The organism is Paenibacillus provencensis, assembly GCF_042678545.1.
GTDB lineage: Bacteria > Bacillota > Bacilli > Paenibacillales > Paenibacillaceae > Paenibacillus > Paenibacillus provencensis.
Genome location: NZ_JBHTKX010000001.1, coordinates 3,352,640 through 3,370,792, shown reverse-complemented (window position 1 = coordinate 3,370,792; position 18,153 = coordinate 3,352,640). Strand labels below are relative to the sequence as shown.

Genomic DNA, 18,153 nt, shown 5'->3' with positions numbered 1-18,153 from the left:
ATATAACAATCGAGAGAGGATGACAGATATGACGACTTCATTTCCGAAAGACTTTCTATGGGGCGGTGCTGTAGCTGCCAATCAGCTGGAAGGAGCCTACAATCAAGATGGTAAGGGACTGTCTGTACAGGACGTACTGCCGAAAGGAATTGCGGCACCGAGAACAGATGAACCGACGCCAGATAACCTGAAGCTGGTAGGGATTGATTTTTATAACCGATACAAAGAGGACGTCAAGCTGTTTGCTGAAATGGGCTTCAAGGTATTCCGCACGTCGATTGCCTGGTCGCGTATTTTCCCGCAAGGGGATGAGCTTGAGCCGAATGAAAAAGGACTGCAGTTCTACGATGATTTGTTCGACGAGTGTCTGAAGTATGGCATTGAGCCGCTGGTAACGATCTCTCATTATGAGACGCCGCTGCATCTGTCCAAGACATATAACGGCTGGGTTAACCGCAAGATGATTGGATTCTACGAGCGATATGTTAGAACACTGTTTGCCCGCTATAAAGGAAAAGTGAAATACTGGCTGACCTTTAACGAGATTAACTCCATTTTGGAGGAGCCGTTTATGAGCGGAGGGATCTTCACGCCGAAGGATCAACTCTCCAAGCAGGATTTGTATCAGGCGATCCATCATGAGCTGGTAGCTAGCGCTCTAGCCGTAAAGATCGGACATGAGATGATGCCAGAGGCCAAAATCGGCTGTATGGTGCTCAGCATGCCAACTTACCCGCTCACACCGAACCCGGATGATGTCGTTAAGGCCATGCATGCAGAGCAGCGGAACGACCTGTTTGCCGATGTGCATGCCCGCGGCTATTATCCCAAATATATCAATCGTTATTTCAAAGAGAACAACATTAGTATTCAATTTGAAGATGGCGATGCTGATATTCTGAAGCACACCGTGGATTTCATATCCTTCAGTTATTATGTGAGCATTTGTGAAACAGCCGATCCGGACAAACGGAATGAAGGCAAAGGGAATCTGTTCGCAGGTGTACAAAATCCTTATCTGAAGGCCAGTGAATGGGGATGGCAGATTGATCCTCAAGGCCTACGCGTTACACTAAATAAATATTATGACCGTTATCAAAAGCCGCTGTTCATTGTTGAGAATGGACTCGGTGCCATTGATGAGCTTGTCACGGACGAGCATGGGAACAAAACGGTAAACGACGATTACCGAATACAGTATCTGAACGATCATCTTGTCGAAGTCGGCAAAGCGATCGAGGACGGAGTTGAGGTCATGGGCTTCACCTCTTGGGGATGTATTGATCTGGTCAGTGCTTCTACAGCAGAGATGAAGAAGCGCTACGGCTTCATTTATGTAGACCGCAACAATGACGGCACAGGCAGTCTTGAACGTTATAAGAAGAAATCATTTCATTGGTATAAAGAAGTTATTGGTACAAACGGAGCAAGCCTTACTGACCCAGCTGCCGGAGAGTAATTAACGAATATTGGCACCTTCGGGACTGTTAAACGCTTTCATAAAACCGTTGTCATTTGGCTGCTGATATGGTAAGATAGGCCTATAGCAAATATATTACTGGATTGTTACTGTTAAATCAGGCAAAACCAGAGGCTGGGCTGCAACAATGCTCTGCTTTGGTTTTGCCTTTAATTTTTTGCCAGTACAAGGTGATGTGAACAGATGAAAATAGCGAAGGTGCTGAACAACAATGTTGTGACGGTCATCGATTCAAGTGGTAACGAGCAAGTCGTCATGGGGCGGGGGATCGCCTTTAAGAAACATACAGGAGACTCGATTGACGAATCTCTTATTGAGAAGGTATTCTCACTCGAAAGCAAGGAAGTATCTCAGAAACTGAAAACGCTTCTGTCGGATATTCCTGCGGTGTATGTGGAATGCTCGGATGAAATTATCCGTTATGCGGAAACGGTGCTTGGCGGAAAGCTGCATGAGAGTATTTATATTTCGCTGACGGATCACATCCATTTTGCAATAGATCGCCATCGTCAGGGTATGCAGCTGCGAAACGCACTGCTGTGGGAGATTAAACGCATGTACCGCAAGGAGTTTGCCATCGGTCAGAAGGCACTGAACATGATTGAAGAAACGCTTGGCGTGCTCCTGCCGGAAGACGAATGCGCATTCATCGCGATGCATCTCGTAAATGCCCAGATGAACGGTGAGATGAGGGAAACGATCAGTATTACGAATATCGTCAAGGATATTCTAAACATTGTCAGACGAAGCTTTATGATTGAGCTGGATGAAGATTCGCTCAGCTACTATAGGTTCTTAACGCATCTGAAATACTTTGCACAGCGGGTAATAGCAGGGACCGCGATCGAAGGGAAGGAAGAGGATAACCCGCTTCATGACCTGGTCAGCAAGCAATACCCTGATGCTTACGCTTGTGCAATGAAGATTAACGATTACACTCGTAAGATTTATAGTCGGGTATTATCGAAGGAAGAAATATTATATCTGACCATTCATATTGAGCGGATTGTCAGAAACGAACAACCAACCGAATAATACAGGATTGTTACTGTAAGTACAGGCAAAACCTAAACGTTGAATCATAGATAAGATCTACTCTTGTCTTGGTTTCAGTGTTTAGGTTTTTTTATTTCCTAATTCTAAGTGCAACACGAGCTTATCTTATCATTTATTACATTTCCTAAAAGGAGCAATTCATCATGGATAAACAGCAATTGTCCAAAGATATATTGAAGCTGGTTGGCGGCGAAGAAAATATCGACCAAGTCACGCATTGTATGACCCGGCTTCGCTTTAACCTGAATGACAATAGTAAGGCCGATAAGAAGACGCTTCAAAATACACCAGGTGTCATGGGGGTCATGATTAACGGGGGACAGTTCCAGATCATTATCGGTAACGAGGTGCCCAAAGTGTACAATGCACTGGTCGGCAATATGAGCAAATCACCGGATGGGGATACGAATGTATCCACCGAAACGAAGCAGAAGAAAAATCCGCTGAGTGCTTTGTTCGATTTCATTTCCGGCGTATTCACCCCAATTCTTCCGGCGATTACCGGAGCAGGGATGATCAAGGGGATTGTTGCACTGCTGGTCACACTGGGCTGGATGTCGGAGACAAGTTCAACGTATCAAATTCTGTCGGCGATAGGAGACGGGGCGTTCTACTTCCTGCCAATTATCTTGGGGATCAGTACTGCACGTAAACTGGGAAGCAATATGTACATTGGTGCAGCCATCGGAGCATCAGTGCTCCATCCGACCATCACCGCCCTGCTTGGAACGGGCGAGGATGTTACGTTTGCCGGGCTGCCTGTTGTGGCCGCTACCTATTCATCATCGGTTATCCCGATCCTGATCGCGGTATGGCTCGCCTCCTATGTGGAGAAAGCCGTAGACAAGGTTACACATGCATCGCTCAAGCTAATTGTTGTTCCTACAGTTACGCTGCTCGTCATTGTACCAGTGACACTTATTGCCGTTGGTCCACTGGGTGTTATTATTGGTAACGGCTTGACGGATGGATTCTCCTGGCTGTTTAATAACACGGGTCTATTTGCAGGACTTATTATTGGCGGAACTTTCTCTCTGCTTATTATTACAGGTATGCACTATGCGCTTGTGCCGATTATGATCGGTTCCATTGCTACATTGGGTTACGATTACCTGATTCCGATGATGATGGTAGCCAATTTTGCCCAAGCGGGCAGTGCACTCGGTGTATCGCTTAAATCCAAAAATAAACAAACGAGATCACTCGCGATGTCTACGAGTGTTACGGCCTTCATGGGGATTACGGAGCCAGCGATGTACGGGGTCAACATGAAGTACAAAAAACCGTTTATTGCAGCCCTGATCGGGGCAGGTATCGGCGGTGCATTTATGAGCTTGTTCCATACCAAAGCTTATGTGATTGGCGGTCTTGCTGGCTTGTCCGGTATTCCAATGATCCTGGGTGGAACATTCGTTTATGCCGTCATCGGTCTTCTGATTGGTACGGTAGCGGCTGTAGTCCTCACTTATATTCTTGGATTTAAAGAAGAGACTGCCGTGGAAGCTCCGGAAGCTAAACAAGTGGATACTGCGGAAGGTAAAGCAGTGAACTTGCAGGCTGCTGCAACAAATGAAACAGGTTCTGCTGCATCTGTAAAAATAGTTGGGGAAGAAGTGAGTGCAGAGGACCAGGAAGTATACAGCCCGATTACGGGTGAAGTTAAACCTCTGAGTGCGGTGAATGATCCTGCGTTCTCGGAAGAAATTATGGGTCAAGGATTTGCCATTCAGCCGTCCGAAGGACGTGTTGTATCCCCGATTAACGGAACGGTCTTCTCTCTGTCCAAGAGCGGTCATGCGATTGGTCTTGTAAGCGACAGCGGTGCAGAGATACTGATTCATATCGGTATCGATACAGTGAAGCTCAAAGGTCAGTTCTTTAGTCCGAAGGTTCAAGCTGGAGCGAGGGTATCCGTGGGTGATCTTCTGATGGAGTTCGACCGGGAGGAGATCGACAAAGCAGGCTACGAAACGATTACCCCTGTCATTGTAACCAACATGCATCAATACGGAGCGATCCAATCCGCAGGCAAAACAAACGTGCGTGAGACAGAGCTGATCTATACAGCCAAGGCGCTGTAGGCGGATACTGCATACTGACTCTGGAGCCAGCAACAGAGAAATATTGTTAACATGAAGACCTCGGCAGGTAAACGCCGAGGTCTTTCTTCGTATTCGCAGGTGATGCAATTTCAGGATGTTTACATACGAACGTACATTCGTTATTATAATGTTATGTTGGTCATAAATTCCATTATTGGAGGTTATCTTGATGGGTAAAGTCGTAGGTTTTGAACTCAACAGTCAGAGTCCTGAACTCGCAAGGGAGTTTTATTCCAAAGTGTTTGGTTGGAGAATTGCAGAGCCTAAATGGGGTTATTATCCTGTTACAACAGGAACTAAGGACGATCCAGGAATAGGAGGGGGAATTTCTAAAGGTCCGCACGATTTCCCGCATGGAACCCGAATACAGATTGAAGTGGAAGATATCGAGACTGCGATCAATGCGGCAGTAGAACTCGGAGCTCAAATTGTAAGAGACAGGATGGAATTTGAAGATTTTTATCTAGCATATTTGGTAGATCCCGTTGGCAATGGAATTGGATTAATTCAGAATAAAGGTTGATTATGTGGAATTTTTGGTAGCTCATCAGTATGCTCTAAGTGCTATTTAGGAGGGAAAGGATGAGGATACAAAAAGGGTTCATGATTCTATGTCTCCTTCTGTTAACAGCCTGTCAAGCTGAACCTGTACAGCCCCCACTTCGTACGACCTTGTCCGAGTTATATCCGGGTATTATATCAAATGCAGACCGTATAAGGTTAATTGATGGGAGCAGCGGGCATCGAATTTGGATAAACGATTCTGTAGAGGTTCAAGAATGGATTAATCAGATTAAGGATGTTGAATGGGTACCTGAAGAGCCTCAAGAGGGAGCGGTAGGAAACATTTACAGAATGGAGCTTTATGAAGGCGAAGATATGAAGCTGAAATTCACGCCTCAACAGATGGATAGGATTTATTATGTGAGCGATCCGAAATTTATGGAATCAGTAAACTCCTTATTCGAGGAGAAATTCGAGAAGGATTTTTGAAGTCTGAAGTCTGTCCGGAAAAAGGCATCCACGTTCTTGATATTCTATATGAATTAATTTAAGAAAGCCCAGCTGAATTACAGCTGGGCTACTTCTGTACACCTTGCTTAGTGAGATTTTTGGATGAAGAACGACTTTTGACGAAGTCAACCGGAGTGATTCAGCCAAAAACCGAACGCCGCGAAAGCCCCTTACTTGGATTCCTTGATCGCTTCAGCCAATATTTTACGAAAAGCGACTTCCTCGTGATCCTCAAACCCTTTGAATATGACATCCTTAATATCCTCGTGGTTAAAGAAGACATTGGAGTCCTCCGTTAAATTACCGTGGGGATAATAACAAGCCACATAGTCCCATGTGCTATGAGATTCAGTATCATTTTGGAGTCGTCCATAGATCATCAGCTTCTGCTTCCATTCCTTAATGCGTACCACAGAACCGATCGGCAGCAAGTCTTGTTCATAGTTTAGTGTCATGATCGTTCCTCCTTTGCAGGTCAATGCTCTTATTTAACCATAATGACCCTTAGACATGCAAAAGAAGCTGCTTATCATTTCATTCTAATCACATCATACATCCGTCGATTGGTTGTTTGAGATTGAATGAGAAGGGTACTTCATAAGAGAGAAAAATGATCTGGAGGTGTGTAATATGTTACAAGAAAAGTATCAGGCAGCGGTGAATGCGCTGCACGAATGTATGGCTGCCTGCAACCATTGCTATGATGCATGCTTGCAGGAAGATCATGTAGGTATGATGGTCGAGTGTATCCGCTTGGACAGGGAATGTGCCGATATATGCGGATATCTTGAACAAGCTCTCTTAAGAGGTACGCCCGTTGTATCCGAGCTGGCGAAGGCTTGTGCAGCCATATGTGAAGCATGTGGTACAGAGTGCCAACAGCATGACATGGAACACTGCAGGAAGTGTGCGGAAGCATGTTTCCAATGTGCAGAGGTGTGCAGAGGATTAGCAGCATAAGTAGCAATGGCAAATCAGACAAGACGGTTAAGGCGGGATCTGTTTGTCTTGTCTGATTTGTCGTAAGATGATCGATATCTATCATATTAATTTAGGGAATAGAGCGGACAACGTTATTCATTTCCACATAAACTCAATAAATCCCCAAGTTATTTGCCCAGTACCCATACCAAGAGTAATTAACCCTTCTTTCTTGTTCAATATCACTCAGCCACATGGACAGCTGTGTTGAAGAACTAGCATATACGATTCGCTCTAAGCCTACCCAGTCATGGACAGCATCTATATTGCTAGGCTATCATGATTCTCTGCATCCTGAAAATAAGAGATACAAACACAAAAATAAGTACAGATAAGGAGGGCATGCAGCGCAGGAAAGTGGTACAATACATAGAAATGAACTGAAGCCATGTCATACAGAGAAATGCTGCGTAAGTGAATCAATTTCATAATATCCTGAGTTGCTATGGTTTCGAATTCATCAGCTTAATGAGTTATGAAGTTGATTCAAGTACATGCCCTTGCGCGTACCAAATTCAAGCGGAGTGTGGAGAGAATGGAACCAGTAGAGACATCAAGAAGTGGAAATGTCCCTGTTGTGGGAATGGAGGATATCGTCAGAGCACACCATGTGCTGAGGGAGGTTATCATACGTACGCCACTCCAGCGTGACGCTGTGTTATCTGCGAAATACAATTGCGAAGTTTACTTAAAGAGAGAAGATTTGCAAGTCGTTCGTTCATTTAAAATCCGGGGTGCTTACAATATGATCCGGAGCTTGTCCCAAGAGGAAAGAGAACGAGGAATTGTATGTGCGAGTGCTGGGAACCATGCGCAAGGTGTTGCTTTTTCGTGTAATGCCTTGGGGATTCGGGGCAAAATTTTTATGCCAAGCACGACACCAAACCAGAAGGTCAAGCAGGTAAGACGTTTTGGTGGAAGCAACGTGGAGGTCGTGCTGACAGGCGACACGTACGATGATTCCTATGAAGCGGCGATGCGTGTATGCAAGGAGCAGGAGCTTACATTTATTCATCCTTTTGATCAGCCAAAGATTATTGCAGGCAATGGAACGATTGGTATGGAGATCATGGAGGACCTGGACGCTCCAGCAGATTATGTGTTTGTTACGATTGGCGGCGGTGGACTCGCGGCGGGCGTAGGCGCGTATATCAAAACGGTTCATCCGGAAACGAAGGTTATCGGCGTAGAGCCATTAGGCGCAGCTTCCATGACAGAGGCCATGGAACAGAAGCAGGTCGTTACACTACAGCAGATTGATAAATTTGTGGATGGTGCAGCGGTCAAACGTGTAGGTGATCTCACCTACGATATTTGCAAGAATGCACTGGATGATATTATCAAGGTGCCAGAGGGCAAGGCATGTACGACGATTCTTGAATTGTATAACGAAAACGCCATTGTTGTTGAACCGGCAGGTTCCTTGTCCGTTGCTGCGCTGGCACAGTATAAGGATCAAATTCAAGGCAAGAAAGTCGTCTGCATCATCAGTGGGGGCAATAATGATATTGACCGGATGCAGGAGATTAAGGAACGCTCACTCATGTATGAAGGGCTGAAGCATTATTTCATGATTAACTTCCCGCAGCGTGCTGGTGCACTCCGTGAATTTTTGGAGGATGTGCTGGGTCCAAACGATGATATTGCCCGGTTTGAATATACGAAGAAGAATGATAAAGAGAACGGCCCGGCCCTGGTCGGCATCGAGCTGATGTACACCGAGGATTACGAGCCGCTGATCGAGCGCATGAATCGAAAGAATATTCAATACACCGAGCTGAACAAGGATCTCAATCTATTTAATCTCTTGATCTGATATGAATTTATACGATATAAAAAGAGCCTCGCTTATGAACATAAGCGGGGCTTCTTGCTGTACATTAGCATTTTATTCGTTCGTTCCGACATGCTGATCCAGCCAATCATTCACCTCGGAGGTTTGCTTGAACTGATGATCCTCCAGTACGTCAACGAACTGCTGCAGCAGCTCGTGCAGCTGACTGTTGTTATCATTCGGAAGTCCGGCAATAAACGTATACGCTTTTTTGGCATTGGGCCTGATCATTCCATTGTCCTGAAAGAGAGGGGTATTATTCATCCCGTAAAAAATAACGTGTTTGTACAAATCGAATTGACCTTCAATCTGCTGTGTGCGATTAGAGTTCGGATAGCTGTTAACAAATCCTTCGAGCAGTAATGCGCGATTTACAAGCTCCTGATACCCGATCGCAAGTGCGGCATCCTTACCCAGCTGTTTGCGGGACAGCTCTGACTGGATGCTGATGTAGGCAGAAATATCCTCTTTGACATCCTCCTTGTAGCGTTCAAAAGCAGAATAATCCATCGTCAGGAAATACATGCCTTCAGCGGTAATGACCTTGTATCCGTAATTTTTGGCTTGAGTAAGCAGTTTTTTTACTTTTTGAGTTTTGGCCTTTTGGATCAGCTGGTTCATCGTGTAATTTTCTTTGAATATAGTCTGCAGCTCCTCTTGAACATCCTGTGGATACAATTTCTCATCAATGGCCGGCATAGCTTTGACTCGTGCATTCTCAAGATAGAGCACCATGAGTGTCGCATGATGAGGAGCTGTACTCGATATATTTTCATTCAGATAAGCAGCAGCGTCCGGCAAGCCGTTCGGCTGTTTAAGCAAAGCTCTAAACTTGTTCAGGATAATGGATGATTCCGATGAAACCGCCGCAGCGGCGGCAGGAGCTGATGTATTCGCTTGGGCTGAATTCTGGGCGAAGGCGGGGCTCCATCCCGCAGGAAGCAGCAGTGCAGCACTGCTTAACACAGCCATCCATCTTACGGTGGATTTCCGGTTGTTCTTAAGCCGAAGTATCGTGTTCTTCATCATATACCCTCCTAAGATTCATGAATAATTTTTCTCAGCAAGACTTATCTAAACTATTTACCCTAATTATCTGTATCCTATCTACCCTAGTTAATTCGATGTGGATCTGCCAATTCGGTTCATTCGGTGCAGTGAGCAAGCCGGCATCCTGTTTTCTAAAAAAAATAATTTTCTTTTGTCTTGTAAATATGGAACATTATCCCACCCTTCTGCGTTATAAGATTGCTGACGTGAAATGAGCTGCTTAAGTTGCAAATGGATCTGAAGTTTTAGGTAATTCAATTTGATGCTGGAGGAAATATTGATGAAAAAATGGGTATCCTCGGTTGTGATTGCTGCCCTGGTATTCGCGGGCGCTGGTCATGCTCCTGGTATGTTAAACGCAGCGACCACCATCCAAATTTATATTGATAATGAAAGACTCCCTTCTCCCCAAGCTCCTGTGATGAAGGGCAATCGGGTTCTTGTTCCGCTGCGCTCGATCTTTGAAGGGCTCGATGCGAATGTATTATGGAACAATAAAACGAAGACGGTTACAGCTACAAAAGGTGACCAGACAGTCTCCATGACGATCGGATCAAGCTATGCCACGATAAGTGGAAGCAGGGTCACGCTCGATGTTCCAGCGTCAATCATCAAAGGCAGCACGATGGTGCCGATCCGGTTCGTGACGGAGGCGCTTGGTGAGGAAGTGCTGTGGAGCTCCAGTGCCAAACGTGTAGATATTATAACGAGCAGCAATGATCTGACTTCTTCCACTGTAACAACCAAGGTAGGTACTCAGTATGGAGATGCTAGAGATATCAGGGTGGAGTTTACCCCTTCGCAGAATGAAGGAGGCGTGCATGAATATCGGGTCATGCTGGTCAAAGCCTCAAATGCAGGAAGCTTTAATCTGAATGCAGCCAAAAATGTATCTTACACGAGCTATACTCCGGTATCCAGAACGAATGGCAAGCTCAGCACGACACTGAAAGAGAACGCACTGGATGCAGCGGGTCAGAAAATACAGTCCGGTACAGCTTACAAGGTATATGTACTGACTGTGGGGAACGATGCGTCGGATTTTGCTTATGTGTTGTCCTCGGCGAAAGATCCGATTACGATGAATGCCAAGCCGGCAGTGGCTGCAGCCTCTGAAGTTAAGATTCGAGATATTGCGAATAATGGGGACGGAAGAGATATGGAAGTCAGCTTCAAGCAGCCGGGTACGACATCCGATATTACAAATTACCGTATCTTTGTCGTTAAGCAAAAGGATGCTTCATCCTTTGATGTGACCGCAGCCAGCAGAGCAGCGAACAGCTACTCTACACCCGTGAATAAGTCGAGCTCCTCAACGATAACGACGATGTTGTCGTCAGGCTCGCGTGATTCTTCAGGTGAAGTTATCAAGAACGGAATACCGTATGTCGTTTTCATCTATTCGACCAGCTCCAATACCAACAATAAGCAGCACAAGCTGTCTAGTGCATCTTCTGCGATTACACTCGACAGTGCTACACTGACAGCTCCATCCATTACGGCTGTTCAGGATGTTAATGATTATGGAAATGGCCGGGATGTTCAAGTCTCCTTCAATAAAGCAGGCAATGAAGCCAAGGTCGGTTTTTACAGAATATACGTCGTCAGAAATGCCCAGGCATCCTCTTTTAATATGACTGAAGCGAATAAGCTGGGCTCAGACCGTTACTACGATATCTCCAAAACAGGTAAAAATATCACCACCACCTTGCCTGAAAAACTGAAGGATACCAGCGGCAACACAATCCGTGAAGGAGAGGCTTATCGTGTCTTTGTCGCATCCATGGGCAATCAGCAGGGAGGATACTCCAATCTTCTCTCTAGTGCCTCGGCCCAATTTACTCTTGTGAACACCTCCGTAACAAAGCCGATCAGCGGACTTGTAGTGAGTGATATTCAGGACTATGGGGATGGCCGTGACCTCAGAGTGACGTTCAATCCATCATCGAATGAAGCAAATGTGGATCATTATCGCGTATTTGTCGTGAAATCGGGGAATGCAGGGGGCTTTGATGTATCAAAAGCGAACAGCATGAACAGCTCAAGATACACGCGTGTGAACAAATCAGGAGGGAATTTGTCCGTCACACTGTCTGCCGATATTAGAGATACCGATGGATCTGCAATTCGGAGCGGTGTAAGCTACCGCGTATTTGTTCTTACGGTAAGCAACAGAGGCGACAGCAGGCTGAACTCTCTATCTGGTGCTTCATCTGTTATTCAGCTGTCGGCCAGCAGTGCTCAGCCAGCTTCCACGGTAGAGGCGGTAGTGAACGGGAATCACGGAGATGGACGCGATGTCACCGTGAAATTCAAGAAGGCTGCGGATGAAACAGGGCTGTCCCGTTATCTTGTCATGGTTGTGCGGGCTGATGAAGCGAGCAGGTTTGATCTGTCATGGGCGAATCGGGTGGATTCAGGAAATTATACAGCAGTGGCGAAGAAAGGATCGGATCTGTCTCAGGTGCTGAACGAGAACACCAAGGACGTCAGAGGAGACCGGATTGTTCCAGGAACAAATTATAAGGTGTTTGTATTGTCGCTCGCAGATGGTAAGGTCCGCTCTGTAAATGCATTGTCACAGGCCTCTAACTCATTTGTGATCAACAAGGCGCCTGTCGCAGTAGATGCTGCCGTCATAACCAAGGTGGAGATCAAGCAGGCCGAGAATCCAGCCATACAAGTGGATTTCAACCGAGCTGGCAATGAGGCTGGATTGTCCTTCTATGCAGTCATTGCGGTGAAGGCAGCTAATGCAGAACAGTTTACCTTGGAACAGGCAAGTGCCTTGCCTAGGAATCAATATACTACGGTATCCAAAACAGGAAACAGCCTGAGCGCGTTGCTGGATACCTATGCCCTTGATGCGGATGGCAGTACTTTAAAAGCCGGGGTTGCCTACCGGATATTTGTATTATCTGTAGCGGATGGAGAGTCAGCCACGGTGAACAGCCTGTCGAGGGCAAGTGACACGATTGTAATGGAGGAATTGCCTGCTGCCTCTGCACCGCAAACGCAGAGCCCTTCAGGAAATCAATGAGAAGAACCGCATGCTGAGGACAACTAATGTCCACTAAAATCGTCTTAAGGTATGAACGAATATAGAAAGAACAAGAAGCTTGGGTTGCTAATACAGCGATCCCGAGCTTCTTTTTTGCATGAGAATAGTAGACCCTGAAGTGTCCGAAATGGCTGAGGATACTCCAGGGTCTATATTGTATGGATTAGGATTGTTTTTTTCTTCCAAAGATCGGTTTAACCAGCACAAGTCCGACGGCGCCGATGATGATGAGGGCGATCGCAGACAGCTGGATGGCGGGAAGCATATTGCCGAATACGTAGCCGAGCAGCAAGATGATCACAACGACGATGAGGTAATTAACGACGGACTTGAGATTAAATCCAGCGCGTTTCGGAGACCGAGGGGTCTCTTCATCCTCAGGTGCATTATTGAAGGATAGGAGAATTTGAATCAACACAATCGCTCCACCGGCGATGAGGGCTAATGTAAACAGGCTGATGCTCGTATACGGTGATGGATCTTGGCCCGCCCACGACGTAACCTGCCCGATGAGGCCCATTAGCAGAAATACCATGGATACAGCAGCCCACGCAATCATGAGATTGAATTTGATTCCTTTGGTGTTATCTGTATTTGCATTTTTATTCTGATTCGAATCATTAGTTGAGACATTGGAAGAATTTTTCGAATTCTTAGTCGATGTTAACGCATATTTCTTCTCTGCTTCTTTAATATAGGAATTCGGTTTCCCGCCGAATAATTGATTCAGATCTGTACCCTTACGCTGTGCTTCTAGGATTTCCTGTCCCATGCGAAGCAGCAGCTCCTCCAGCTCAAACTCAGGAATGCGTGAATTCCTGGCCTGATTCTCAATCAATGCGTAGAACTCCCTGGAAGGGGATTTCATCTGGCCAATGACCGTGGTTTGCCGATTCTTGATCAGCATGATTTGTTTGCTGCGATTCATTACTGTATTGTCCACTCCTCTGCCCTATGTCCGTGCATAATATGAATAAAGTATACGGGAGTAAGGTGGAATTAGCAAAGTTAGCCGTAAGCTTATTCTTTATAAAACAGCTGAGTATGATGAACGGCTACATATATAATGGCTGCGAGAACGGCAAGGCATAGGAATACACTTCCCAGGTGATGCTGAAGCCAGTGAAACATGAGATTCATGTGATATCTTCCTTTCCTATATTCTTCAATTGCTGCTTGTTATTATTCTTTATTATTGCCTGGATTAATCCATTCCATGAAGTTTGTGATGCAAATCCGTAGGTCCGAGAGGGAGTGTATAGCCGGTTATCTCCTGTCGCACACTATGTCGTGTGCTTAAACTAAGAGCAGTACGCATATAAGGGAGGATTTCGATTATGACGCAGAATGATGCAACAAGACAGTATCTGTTAAACAGCCAGTCAAGGGGAGTCAAGGATGAGGTTGTGAAGGCAGAACATATTGAAGAAACAACCAGTTACAATGAGGAATTTGCGTGGGCTCATGAGGTGAGCCGTTCTGCAGAGAACCAGCGGGTGAAGGGAGCAGCACAGATCAGTGCCGAGATTGCGAATGTGGCGCCCGTCTATCGGACAATAGCTGATACAGAATTTGGAACGGAAGATGAGGGAGCGATACCTCGTGGTGAGGCAGATGCGGAGCCTGTGGAATGGAAGGGCAAATCAGAAACCCATGCGATGTTTCGACGCAGTTATGAATAGGGAATAGATTCGATTGACTTTCAGTAAAGAATGGTGCTACACTAATTTCATCTAATTCATATTAAACTTATCGGAATTAATTGAAATATAATTTGAATATCCATTCAGGTGTTATTTTTTACTGGGAGGCAGTCATATGGAACGACAAATTGCGATCAAGCATGGGAAAGAGGAAATAGCAGCAACGATCCACTATCCGGTTGTAAGCGAGATATCAGAAGGCAAGAAGCCAGCTCGAGTACCGCTGATCATTATTTGCCATGGGTTTGTAGGTAATCGCATTGGTGTTGACCGTTTGTTTGTCAAAACGGCGAGAGAATTAGCGGAGGATGGGAATCTGGTACTCCGGTTTGACTATATCGGCTGCGGAGAGAGTACAGGTGAATATGGCGCCGAGGGACTGCAGTCGATGATTAATCAGACGAAGAGTGTGCTCGACTATGCTATTGACTGCTGTGATGTTGATCCTCAGCAGGTGACGCTGCTCGGTCACAGCCTGGGAGGAGCTACGGCACTGCATACTGCGGTAAGAGACAAACGAGTAACCAAGCTTGTCCTGTGGTCTGCTGTAGGGTATCCCTTTAATGACATAATAAAAATTACAGGTCGTGACAAATACGATACCTCTGTCAAAGAGGGTGCTGCAGATTATTTAGGCTATCGCTTTACTCCAACATACTTCGAATCGCTCGCAGATTTTCAGCCGTTTCAGGAGGCGCTCAAGTTCTCAGGCGATGTGCTGGTCATCCACGGAACGAGCGATGATACAATCCCGGTGGACTACGCCTTTTTATATCAGAAGGTATTCTGGATGCGCAGCGAGGGACGCTGCGATAAGGATATTATTTTTCAAGGTGACCATACCTTTTCATCAGGACCGGAACGTGAGCAGCTAATCAAACGTACCCGTGCGTGGTTAACAGAGCAGCGTACTGCTAATCAGGACTGGCAGCACTGGATGATCTGATGGGAGAAATAAATGTTTCAGTAACTTTATTTCATTCACCTCTAGATGTAAAATAAACACATACACCCATTCTACCTGTGTCTGGAGGCTTGGCAGCGATGACTTTACCTGCATTGTTTATTGCGCACGGTTCACCTACCCTCGTAATAGAGGACAACAATTATACAGCGTTCTTGAGAGAGCTTGGTGCCAGCTTACCGGTTCCGAAAGGTATTGCCTTATTTTCCGCTCATTATGATGAGCCGGTGCAGTCACTGTCTGCGGATGAATTTCATACGACGATGCATGATTTTTATGGATTTCCTGAAGAGATGTACAAGATCGAGTATCCTGCCCCGGGAGATCCCGAGCTGTCCATGCGGATTGGCCAATTGATGTCAGAGCACAATCTTTCGTACAAGCTCGTTACAGGAAGAGGGCTTGATCACGGCGCCTGGGTCATTCTGCGGCATATGTATCCGGAAGCGAATATTCCGGTAGTCAGCTTGTCTGTCGATTCCATGCGATCGGAGCAGGAGCAGTATCGCATCGGCTGTATGCTGGAGCCTTTAAGGCACGAGGATATATTAGTGATTGGCAGCGGCGGGCTGGTACATAATTTGAGAAAGCTTAGTCCGGGTTCAGAACCCGCAGCCTGGGCTGCCGAGTTCGATGAATGGCTCACTTCGAAGCTGCAGGAGTGGAATCTTAGAGATCTCTATGATTACGAGAAAAAAGCCCCGAATGCCCAAGATGCGGTGCCATCGTATGCTTCAGAGCATTTTGCACCCTTATTCTATGCAATGGGAGCAGCAGACAAGGAACGCAGTGCACAGAAGTTGTTTCAAGCCTATCAGTACGGCAGTCTTAGTCTGAATTGCTGGCAGTTCGGTTAACTTATAACGAAGTTAAAGGCATCCCTATCGGAAGAGTGGATCTTCTACAGGGGATGCCTTTTATTGTATACGAGCTTCTCGCAGATCTTAAGATTTAAGTTCGAAGAACTCACAGTCCTGCCTTTGATGATAGGCAATATCGCTGACGCTGGATTGAATGACAATCGTCATATCATCATAGCGAATAATAACGCCGCCGGAGTCGATTTGCTGGTTATCTCTAAAAACGCGAATGCGTCTCTTTCGAGTCATGGCTTCTTCAAAGTCAAGGTTGGTTGTTAAACGGCGAGTCGTAGCCAAGGGGTTGTCACACCTCCATCCTCTTGGATTAAATGCCCCTAGAAGTGGGCTGTGATGAGAGTATACCATGGAAGCACTTCGGGATGAATGGATATAGAAAAAAAGCACCCCACCAGCCTTGGACTACGGCATTTTCACCTGTCGATTTTTCGATTGCTCCTGTCAGGAATCCTGTAGCGTCAAAACCCCCGCCAGTCAGCTTCTGCCAGCCGTGAGTCATCCAGTCATATCCGAGATACACCCGGAGCACGGTCAGCAGCCACATTGCAACCTTGTTCTCTCTCAGCCATGTTGTAAACATATAAACCACTCCATCCTGATTTTTTGTGAGGAATCTGTATGATTCCCCTTGCCTGAAGATAATTAGTGAATTATCAAGATAGATTGAGCGAGAGAAGTTGAAGCCTTTATCTTTGTACACCTCTTTTGCTCATTCTATCTTAGGATTTTGCATAATTCGGCTTTCTTTAGTTAAGAGGTATATATCCAGCTGAATTGAACCGTTCCAATCTGGATATAGCCGATTGATTGTTCTTTTGGGATTTATGCATATCAACTATACATTTCTGGCAGGAAATCAAAGACATTCGGCCTATATTTATGATTAAATGATAGAAAAGAACTCAAGATGCTACAATTCCCTGACGATGAAGGAGGTACACACTTACGTGAAAATAGCAGAAAAATGGAAGCCCTTGTTATACATTCTATTCATACTCGTCCTGCTTACGACCGCTTGCTCAGCCAATTCCACACCAGAAGCCGGGCCGTCAGAGCCGGTAGTTGAGATACCGAGCCCCTATGAGGAAATGACAGAAGAGCCTGGGGTCGAGTCTGAGTCTGAGCTTGCCTATGTCGCGCCTTTAACGGGTATCCGATCTGCTGTACCGGTTGATCAAAGACCTCTTGCCGTAATGATCAATAATGCCCCGGCAGCAAGACCCCAATCCGGGCTTAGTCAAGCAGATCATATATATGAAGTGCTGGCTGAGGGAGGAATTACCCGGCTGATTGCGATCTTCCAAAGCGAAGGAGCTGCAGAAACCTTAGGTCCGATCCGCAGTATTCGCCCTTACCTCATCGAGCTTGGCGAGAGCTATGGAGGTATATTGGCGCATGCGGGAGGGAGCCCTGCTGCCTACTCGATACTGCAAAATGAAGGGAAGCCGTATCTTGACGAAATCTCTAATGGCGGACCTTATTATTTCCGCAGCAGTGACCGTAAAGCACCGCACAATCTGTATTCCTCTGTAGATCAGCTTAGAGAGGGTGCCGAGAACCGAGGATATTCAGCGGAGAACAGTGCACCTGAATATTCATATATGGAGCAAGGAGCTGAGGTGAGCGGAGAAGAGGCCAGCTCATTTGATATTTATTATCTGAGCGACAGCTATACGGTAAGCTACGAGTATGACAGTACAGTGCAGCAGTATTTAAGAAGTGTGAATGCTACTCCGGATCTGGATGCGAATGATGGAACGCGTCTAGCCGCTTCCAATATTATTGTGCTGTCGACCTCGCATCAGGTGCTTGACGATGTGGGCAGACTCGCACTTGATCTGTCATCGGGCGGTGAGGCGATGCTGTTCCAGCAAGGTCAGCTTATCCGCGCAGAGTGGAGGAAATCCTCAGGAGACATCATTCGGTTCTATAAAGATGAGAAGGAGCTGCCGCTTGTTCCGGGAAAAAACTTCTTCAGCATCGTGCCGGAATCTCCAGCACTTGAAGAGCATATTACATTTCATTAAACA

General features: G+C 46.0%; 16 protein-coding genes and 1 pseudogene. 12 read left to right on the top strand and 5 right to left on the bottom strand.

Annotation, left to right across the window (positions count from 1 at the left end):
• The first annotated feature begins 28 nt into the window (after positions 1 to 28).
• From ACFQ3J_RS16045 to ACFQ3J_RS16025, 5 genes are all read left to right on the top strand, one after another.
• Positions 29 to 1,459, top strand: a complete 1,431-nt coding sequence (locus ACFQ3J_RS16045) for a glycoside hydrolase family 1 protein (RefSeq protein WP_285850067.1) — start codon at positions 29 to 31, stop codon at positions 1,457 to 1,459.
• 204 nt (positions 1,460 to 1,663) lie between these two features.
• Entirely contained in the window at positions 1,664 to 2,515 is an 852-nt protein-coding gene (gene licT, locus ACFQ3J_RS16040) for a BglG family transcription antiterminator LicT (protein ID WP_251582680.1), read from the top strand.
• A gap of 164 nt (positions 2,516 to 2,679) precedes the next feature.
• The gene (locus ACFQ3J_RS16035) at positions 2,680 to 4,617 is read left to right on the top strand and encodes a beta-glucoside-specific PTS transporter subunit IIABC (RefSeq protein WP_251582678.1); all 1,938 of its coding nucleotides are present in this window, start codon (positions 2,680 to 2,682) and stop codon (positions 4,615 to 4,617) included.
• A gap of 190 nt (positions 4,618 to 4,807) precedes the next feature.
• Entirely contained in the window at positions 4,808 to 5,161 is a 354-nt protein-coding gene (locus ACFQ3J_RS16030) for a VOC family protein (protein WP_251582676.1), read from the top strand.
• 59 nt (positions 5,162 to 5,220) lie between these two features.
• Complete coding sequence (locus ACFQ3J_RS16025) at positions 5,221 to 5,631, top strand: hypothetical protein (protein ID WP_091160551.1); 411 nt, start codon at positions 5,221 to 5,223, stop codon at positions 5,629 to 5,631.
• A gap of 191 nt (positions 5,632 to 5,822) precedes the next feature.
• Here ACFQ3J_RS16025 and ACFQ3J_RS16020 read toward each other — a convergent pair whose 3' ends face one another.
• Positions 5,823 to 6,107, bottom strand: a complete 285-nt coding sequence (locus tag ACFQ3J_RS16020; RefSeq protein WP_091160550.1) for a DUF4176 domain-containing protein — start codon at positions 6,105 to 6,107, stop codon at positions 5,823 to 5,825.
• Between the two features lie 175 nt (positions 6,108 to 6,282).
• Between ACFQ3J_RS16020 and ACFQ3J_RS16015 the strand changes: the two genes are divergently transcribed.
• Both ACFQ3J_RS16015 and ilvA read left to right on the top strand, forming a co-directional pair.
• Positions 6,283 to 6,612, top strand: coding sequence for a four-helix bundle copper-binding protein (locus ACFQ3J_RS16015; protein ID WP_091160548.1), 330 nt, complete (start codon positions 6,283 to 6,285; stop codon positions 6,610 to 6,612).
• Positions 6,613 to 7,168: 556 nt separating this feature from the next.
• Positions 7,169 to 8,449 (top strand): threonine ammonia-lyase IlvA, encoded by a 1,281-nt coding sequence (gene ilvA, locus ACFQ3J_RS16010; protein ID WP_091160546.1) that lies wholly within the window; start codon positions 7,169 to 7,171, stop codon positions 8,447 to 8,449.
• 72 nt (positions 8,450 to 8,521) lie between these two features.
• On the opposite strand, the gene ACFQ3J_RS16005 is transcribed toward ilvA, so the two are convergent.
• Positions 8,522 to 9,496, bottom strand: coding sequence for a hypothetical protein (locus ACFQ3J_RS16005; protein ID WP_251582674.1), 975 nt, complete (start codon positions 9,494 to 9,496; stop codon positions 8,522 to 8,524).
• A gap of 301 nt (positions 9,497 to 9,797) precedes the next feature.
• Between ACFQ3J_RS16005 and ACFQ3J_RS16000 the strand changes: the two genes are divergently transcribed.
• The gene (locus ACFQ3J_RS16000) at positions 9,798 to 12,557 is read left to right on the top strand and encodes a copper amine oxidase N-terminal domain-containing protein (protein ID WP_251582672.1); all 2,760 of its coding nucleotides are present in this window, start codon (positions 9,798 to 9,800) and stop codon (positions 12,555 to 12,557) included.
• A 184-nt stretch (positions 12,558 to 12,741) separates the two neighbouring features.
• Here the strand turns inward: ACFQ3J_RS16000 and ACFQ3J_RS15995 are convergent, their stop codons facing one another.
• Entirely contained in the window at positions 12,742 to 13,506 is a 765-nt protein-coding gene (locus ACFQ3J_RS15995; protein WP_251582671.1) for a DUF1129 family protein, read from the bottom strand.
• 409 nt (positions 13,507 to 13,915) lie between these two features.
• Between ACFQ3J_RS15995 and ACFQ3J_RS15990 the strand changes: the two genes are divergently transcribed.
• The 3 genes from ACFQ3J_RS15990 to ACFQ3J_RS15980 all read left to right on the top strand — a co-directional run bounded on the left by ACFQ3J_RS15990 (position 13,916) and on the right by ACFQ3J_RS15980 (position 16,102).
• Complete coding sequence (locus ACFQ3J_RS15990) at positions 13,916 to 14,260, top strand: hypothetical protein (protein WP_251582670.1); 345 nt, start codon at positions 13,916 to 13,918, stop codon at positions 14,258 to 14,260.
• Positions 14,261 to 14,396: 136 nt separating this feature from the next.
• On the top strand, positions 14,397 to 15,227 hold the full coding sequence (locus ACFQ3J_RS15985; RefSeq protein WP_251582669.1) for an alpha/beta hydrolase: 831 nt from the start codon (positions 14,397 to 14,399) through the stop codon (positions 15,225 to 15,227).
• A gap of 98 nt (positions 15,228 to 15,325) precedes the next feature.
• A complete protein-coding gene (locus ACFQ3J_RS15980) occupies positions 15,326 to 16,102 on the top strand; it encodes a DODA-type extradiol aromatic ring-opening family dioxygenase (protein WP_091160536.1) in 777 nt (258 codons plus the stop codon).
• Between the two features lie 87 nt (positions 16,103 to 16,189).
• On the opposite strand, the gene ACFQ3J_RS15975 is transcribed toward ACFQ3J_RS15980, so the two are convergent.
• Positions 16,190 to 16,402 carry a hypothetical protein gene (locus tag ACFQ3J_RS15975; protein WP_091160534.1) on the bottom strand — a complete coding sequence of 71 codons (213 nt, stop codon included), beginning with the start codon at positions 16,400 to 16,402 and terminating at the stop codon, positions 16,190 to 16,192.
• A gap of 100 nt (positions 16,403 to 16,502) precedes the next feature.
• Positions 16,503 to 16,703 (bottom strand): annotated as a pseudogene (locus tag ACFQ3J_RS15970) (Crp/Fnr family transcriptional regulator); the annotation flags it as partial.
• A gap of 367 nt (positions 16,704 to 17,070) precedes the next feature.
• Between ACFQ3J_RS15970 and ACFQ3J_RS15965 the strand changes: the two are divergent.
• On the top strand, positions 17,071 to 18,150 hold the full coding sequence (locus tag ACFQ3J_RS15965; RefSeq protein WP_244533581.1) for a DUF3048 domain-containing protein: 1,080 nt from the start codon (positions 17,071 to 17,073) through the stop codon (positions 18,148 to 18,150).
• Positions 18,151 to 18,153: the final 3 nt, after the last annotated feature.

Bases quoted from the DNA above. Each gene is read 5' to 3' on its own strand.
- ACFQ3J_RS15995 (WP_251582671.1), bottom strand. From the start codon at position 13,506: ATGAATCGCAGCAAACAAATCATGCTGATCAAGAATCGGCAAACCACG.
- ilvA (WP_091160546.1), top strand. From the start codon at position 7,169: ATGGAACCAGTAGAGACATCAAGAAGTGGAAATGTCCCTGTTGTGGGA.
- ACFQ3J_RS15980 (WP_091160536.1), top strand. From the start codon at position 15,326: ATGACTTTACCTGCATTGTTTATTGCGCACGGTTCACCTACCCTCGTA.
- ACFQ3J_RS16030 (WP_251582676.1), top strand. From the start codon at position 4,808: ATGGGTAAAGTCGTAGGTTTTGAACTCAACAGTCAGAGTCCTGAACTC.
- ACFQ3J_RS16000 (WP_251582672.1), top strand. From the start codon at position 9,798: ATGAAAAAATGGGTATCCTCGGTTGTGATTGCTGCCCTGGTATTCGCG.
- ACFQ3J_RS16005 (WP_251582674.1), bottom strand. From the start codon at position 9,496: ATGATGAAGAACACGATACTTCGGCTTAAGAACAACCGGAAATCCACC.
- ACFQ3J_RS16015 (WP_091160548.1), top strand. From the start codon at position 6,283: ATGTTACAAGAAAAGTATCAGGCAGCGGTGAATGCGCTGCACGAATGT.
- ACFQ3J_RS16020 (WP_091160550.1), bottom strand. From the start codon at position 6,107: ATGACACTAAACTATGAACAAGACTTGCTGCCGATCGGTTCTGTGGTA.
- ACFQ3J_RS16035 (WP_251582678.1), top strand. From the start codon at position 2,680: ATGGATAAACAGCAATTGTCCAAAGATATATTGAAGCTGGTTGGCGGC.
- ACFQ3J_RS16025 (WP_091160551.1), top strand. From the start codon at position 5,221: ATGAGGATACAAAAAGGGTTCATGATTCTATGTCTCCTTCTGTTAACA.
- ACFQ3J_RS16045 (WP_285850067.1), top strand. From the start codon at position 29: ATGACGACTTCATTTCCGAAAGACTTTCTATGGGGCGGTGCTGTAGCT.
- ACFQ3J_RS15990 (WP_251582670.1), top strand. From the start codon at position 13,916: ATGACGCAGAATGATGCAACAAGACAGTATCTGTTAAACAGCCAGTCA.
- licT (WP_251582680.1), top strand. From the start codon at position 1,664: ATGAAAATAGCGAAGGTGCTGAACAACAATGTTGTGACGGTCATCGAT.
- ACFQ3J_RS15985 (WP_251582669.1), top strand. From the start codon at position 14,397: ATGGAACGACAAATTGCGATCAAGCATGGGAAAGAGGAAATAGCAGCA.